The 3,076-nt window shown below is 59.8% G+C and carries 3 protein-coding genes; 2 read left to right on the top strand and 1 reads right to left on the bottom strand.

Annotated elements, in window-relative coordinates:
• Positions 1–1,542 (top strand): HAD-IC family P-type ATPase (locus AC33YF_RS13475; RefSeq protein ID WP_491777728.1); only part of this gene is annotated, 1,542 nt, incomplete at its 5' end.
• A gap of 56 nt (positions 1,543–1,598) precedes the next feature.
• Here AC33YF_RS13475 and AC33YF_RS13470 read toward each other — a convergent pair.
• Positions 1,599–2,624, bottom strand: a complete 1,026-nt coding sequence (locus AC33YF_RS13470; RefSeq protein ID WP_491777727.1) for a class I fructose-bisphosphate aldolase — start codon at positions 2,622–2,624, stop codon at positions 1,599–1,601.
• A 251-nt stretch (positions 2,625–2,875) separates the two neighbouring features.
• Between AC33YF_RS13470 and AC33YF_RS13465 the strand changes: the two genes are divergently transcribed.
• Positions 2,876–3,076, top strand: a 201-nt coding sequence (locus AC33YF_RS13465) for an RlpA-like double-psi beta-barrel domain-containing protein (RefSeq protein WP_491777726.1), incomplete at its 3' end; no start/stop codon positions are given.

Genomic DNA, 3,076 nt, shown 5'->3' with positions numbered 1-3,076 from the left:
CTGTGCAATGACGCCGACTTACGGCACAGGGACGGCGACTGGTGGGTTCACGGCGACCCGATGGAAGGCGCATTGGTCTGTTTCGGGATGAAGGCCGGTTTCGACCCAGCGCTGCTCCGAAAACAAATGCCGCGCACCGACGAGATACCTTTCGACACGGTTCATCGCTTCATGGCGACGCTACATCACGGCCACGAAGACGGGACCAGCATCGCGTTCATCAAAGGCGCACCCGAGCAGATCCTGGATATGTGCGACCGACAACTCGGCGTCGACCCGGACGTGCCGTTGGATGCCGAATGCTGGCTTGAAAAAACCGACTCGATCGCCCGCAACGGTCAACGCATGCTGGCCTTGGCCATGAAGCGACTGCCCAAGGGACAGCAGGACCTGAGTGTGTCCGATGTCTCAGAGGGCGCGACCTTCATCGGTCTGGTCGGCTTTATCGACCCGCCACGCGAGGAGGTCCTGCCTGCGATCCGGGAATGCCGGTCCGCTGGTATCGATGTCAAAATGATTACGGGCGACCATGCCGCCACGGCGACGGCCATCGCCCGCGAGCTTGCCCTTGCGCCGGAGCCAACGACGCTCACAGGCCGCCAACTCGACGACGTTGATGATGCTGAACTTCCCAACGTCGTTCGCGCGACGACTGTTTTCGCGCGTACCACCCCCTCGCACAAGCTGCGCCTTGTCCAGGCCTTGCAAGAAGAGCAGGCCGTGACGGCCATGACGGGCGATGGCGTCAACGATGCTCCCGCCCTCAAGCAGGCGGACGTGGGTGTGGCCATGGGTAAAAAGGGCACGGATGCCGCCAAAGAGGCAGCAGAAATCGTGCTTGCAGATGATAACTTCGCCTCCATCGTGGCGGCAGTGCGCGAAGGCCGTACGGTCTACGACAACATCCGCAAAGTCATCGCCTGGACATTGCCCACCAATGGCGGCGAGTGCGCCGCGCTGGTCGGGGCTATCGCCTTTGGTCTCACCTTGCCGATGACCGCGATACAGATCCTTTGGATCAACATGGTCACTGTGGTAGCCCTTGGCCTCACCCTGGCTTTTGAGCCGACGGAGCCGGGGACGATGGGCAGACCACCGCGTAAAGCGACCGAGTCATTGCTCTCGAGAAGGCTTCTGTGGCGTATTGTTTTCGTCTCATTACTATTCGTGATCGGCGCGTTCGGCATTTTCTTCTACGCGATCGACCGCGGGCAGAGCGTCGATATGGCCCGCACCATGGTCGTCAATACGATCGTGGTCATGGAAATCGCTTATTTGTTCAGCGTGCGCTTCGTCTATGGCCGGTCGTTGACTTGGCGCGGCCTTCTCGGCACTCCGGCAGTGCTGGCCGGCGTTGCGATCACCGTCCTCGCACAGCTGGCCTTTACGTACTTGCCCGTTCTGCAGTCGGTGTTTGCCACGGAACCCATCGCGCGGCATGACTGGCTGCTGATCATCGGGATCGGTGTAGCCTTGTTGATCTTGGTCGAATTGGAGAAGGCGATTCTTGGCTTCGTCGCCCGACGGCGTGTTGCCAAATAGAAAAGGCGGGAGCCAAGCCCCCGCCTTCGCATTACTCGTCGCCATAGCGATAGTGTCTACGCAGCCTTTTTCTCGACGGCTTCAGTCCATTTGCCAAGCGTCGCAAGACCGTTCATCTCCGCGCGGTGCGAAAACGCTGCCTGCGCTGCCGGCACGTTGTCTGACTTGCCGGACCAGGCGACCTGTGGCGCATGCTGTAGCGCGCGACCATAGGAGAAGGTGAGATGCCATGGGAAACCGCCAATGCGGTTCATCGCATCGAGGCGCGCTGTGGCCTCGACATCGTCCTGGCCGCCTGAAAGGAACGCGATACCCGGGACCGCGGATGGTACGCAATCCCTCAGGACCTTGATCGTCTTGGTCGCGATTTCTTCGTCGGACACCTGTGTCGCGCATTTCTTGCCCGGCACGATCATATTGGGTTTGAGCACCATGCCCTCAAGCTGAACCTTCGCGTAGTACAGCTCCATAAACACGGTCTTCAACACCCACTCGGTAACGTGCTCGCAGCGCTCAATCGTGTGGTCGCCGTCCATCAGGACTTCCGGCTCGACGATTGGCACCAGCTGCTGCTCTTGGCACAGAGCGGCATAACGCGCGAGCGCATGAGCGTTGGAGCTCACGGCGTCATAGCTCGGGATCCCATCGGCGATATCGATCACCGCGCGCCATTTGCAGAACTTCGCGCCGAGTTCCCGGTATTCGATGAGACGATCACGCAGACCATCAAGTCCTTCGGTGATGGTTTCGCCAGGACAGAACGCTAGCGGCTTTGCGCCCGCATCCACCTTGATCCCTGGGATAGATCCGGCATCCTCAATAATCTTGACCAAGGGCGTTCCGTCAGCCGCTTTCTGACGAATGGTCTCATCAAACAAGATGACACCGGAAATCCGGTCCTTCATCGCCGGCTCGGTTCGGAACAGAAATTCGCGGTAGTCGCGACGATTTTCTTCCGTCGATTGAACGCCGATCGCGTCGAAGCGCTTCTTGATCGTCCCGCTCGACTCATCCGCCGCAAGAATCCCCTTGCCTGGCTGGGTCATGGCAGTGGCGACTTTGTTCAAGGTCGCGAGGTCCATACGTCTCTTCCTCCCAAAATCTACTTCATCGGTGTCAGGGGCTCTTATAGGCCAGGACTGGCTCTTTTTGCAGCCCGTGAATCACCATCCAAATCAGAGAAAGGCAAGTCCCTCTGCAGGCTCTGGCTATCTCGCCATCTCGCGCCCCATCGCCGCCCAAAGGTCTCGCAATGAGCCCCTAGTGGCACCGCACTTAGGCCCAGGTTCAACGGTAGGCCACCGAGGGTCAGAATAAGGAGTTCGTTGGAATCATGCGATATCTCGCCCTAGGAGCGTCGATCTTGCTGGCAACACCGGCCTTTGCGGCCCAGACCGTCACCGCGACATGGTACGGTAAAGAACTGGCCGGCAACCGCACGGCCAGCGGCGAAATCTTCAAACCCAACGGGTTGACTGCCGCCCACCGGTCCCTGCCCTTCGGCACGTGCCTTCTCGTCGGCAACCCTCGAACG

The organism is Methyloceanibacter sp., from assembly GCF_058506495.1.
The sequence above is the reverse complement of the archived record's forward strand: the minus strand, read 5'-3'. Positions and strand labels throughout refer to the sequence as shown.

Excerpts from the sequence above, each read along its gene's own strand:
- AC33YF_RS13470 (WP_491777727.1), bottom strand. The coding sequence starts at position 2,624 with ATGGACCTCGCGACCTTGAACAAAGTCGCCACTGCCATGACCCAGCCA.